The organism is Embleya sp. NPDC056575 (genome assembly GCF_042793325.1).
GTDB lineage: Bacteria > Actinomycetota > Actinomycetes > Streptomycetales > Streptomycetaceae > Embleya.
Genome location: NZ_JBHTVA010000212.1, coordinates 263 through 1,010, shown reverse-complemented (window position 1 = coordinate 1,010; position 748 = coordinate 263). Strand labels below are relative to the sequence as shown.

2 protein-coding genes are annotated in these 748 nt (G+C 67.0%); one reads left to right on the top strand and one right to left on the bottom strand.

Annotation, left to right across the window (positions count from 1 at the left end; genetic code table 11):
- The coding region (locus tag ACFRCG_RS48840) for a TipAS antibiotic-recognition domain-containing protein (RefSeq protein WP_380043138.1) at nt 1-115 on the top strand (115 nt) is incomplete at its 5' end.
- A 73-nt stretch (nt 116-188) separates the two neighbouring features.
- On the opposite strand, the gene ACFRCG_RS48835 is transcribed toward ACFRCG_RS48840, so the two are convergent.
- Entirely contained in the window at nt 189-554 is a 366-nt protein-coding gene (locus ACFRCG_RS48835) for a YbjQ family protein (RefSeq protein ID WP_097225190.1), read from the bottom strand.
- Nucleotides 555-748: the final 194 nt, after the last annotated feature.

The following is a 748-nucleotide window of genomic DNA, read 5'->3' as shown; positions in this document are numbered from 1 at the left end:
GTACGTGTCCGACGAACGCTTCAAGGCGTACTACGACTCCATGCGCCCGGGTCTCGCCGAGCACCTCAGGGACGCGATCACGGCGAACGCGGCCCGGCACTCCCGGGAAGCCTGACGGCAAGACGGTAAGGGGCACCCGCCACTGCGGGTGCCCCTTACCGGATTCCGGTTCTGCGGCCGGTCGCGCCCTACTCCTTCACCAGGACCACCGCGGTGCCGTACGCGCACACCTCCGTGCCCACGTCCGCCGCCTCGGTCACGTCGAACCGCATCATCAGCACGCCGTTCGCCCCTCGCACGAGTGCCTGCTCGACGAGTCGTTCCATGGCCTGGTTGCGGGTCTCCACGAGGGTCTTGGTGAGCCCCTTGAGCTCGCCGCCGATCATCGACTTCAGACCCGCGCCGATCTGGCTGCCCAGATGCCGGGATCGCACGGTGAGGCCGAAGACCTCGCCGATGACCTGCTGGACGCGGTAGCCGGGCGCGTCGTTCGTCGTCACGACCAGGACGTCCGACTGGGGTCCCTGGCCGCCTCCGTATTCATCGATGCCCATGGTCCACAGCTTTGTCCCAGCGGGCGCACAGTGCATCCTGGGGGCACTGGTGGAACCTGGCACGGACACTGTGCGTTGATAGCTTTGGCCGACAGTACTGATGTGCTGCCGTACGGCCGTCCCAGGACCGCCGTACTCTTCCTTCACCCCTCAGGAGCCCGGAACCGTGACGACGCTTGCCCTTGGTCCAAGCT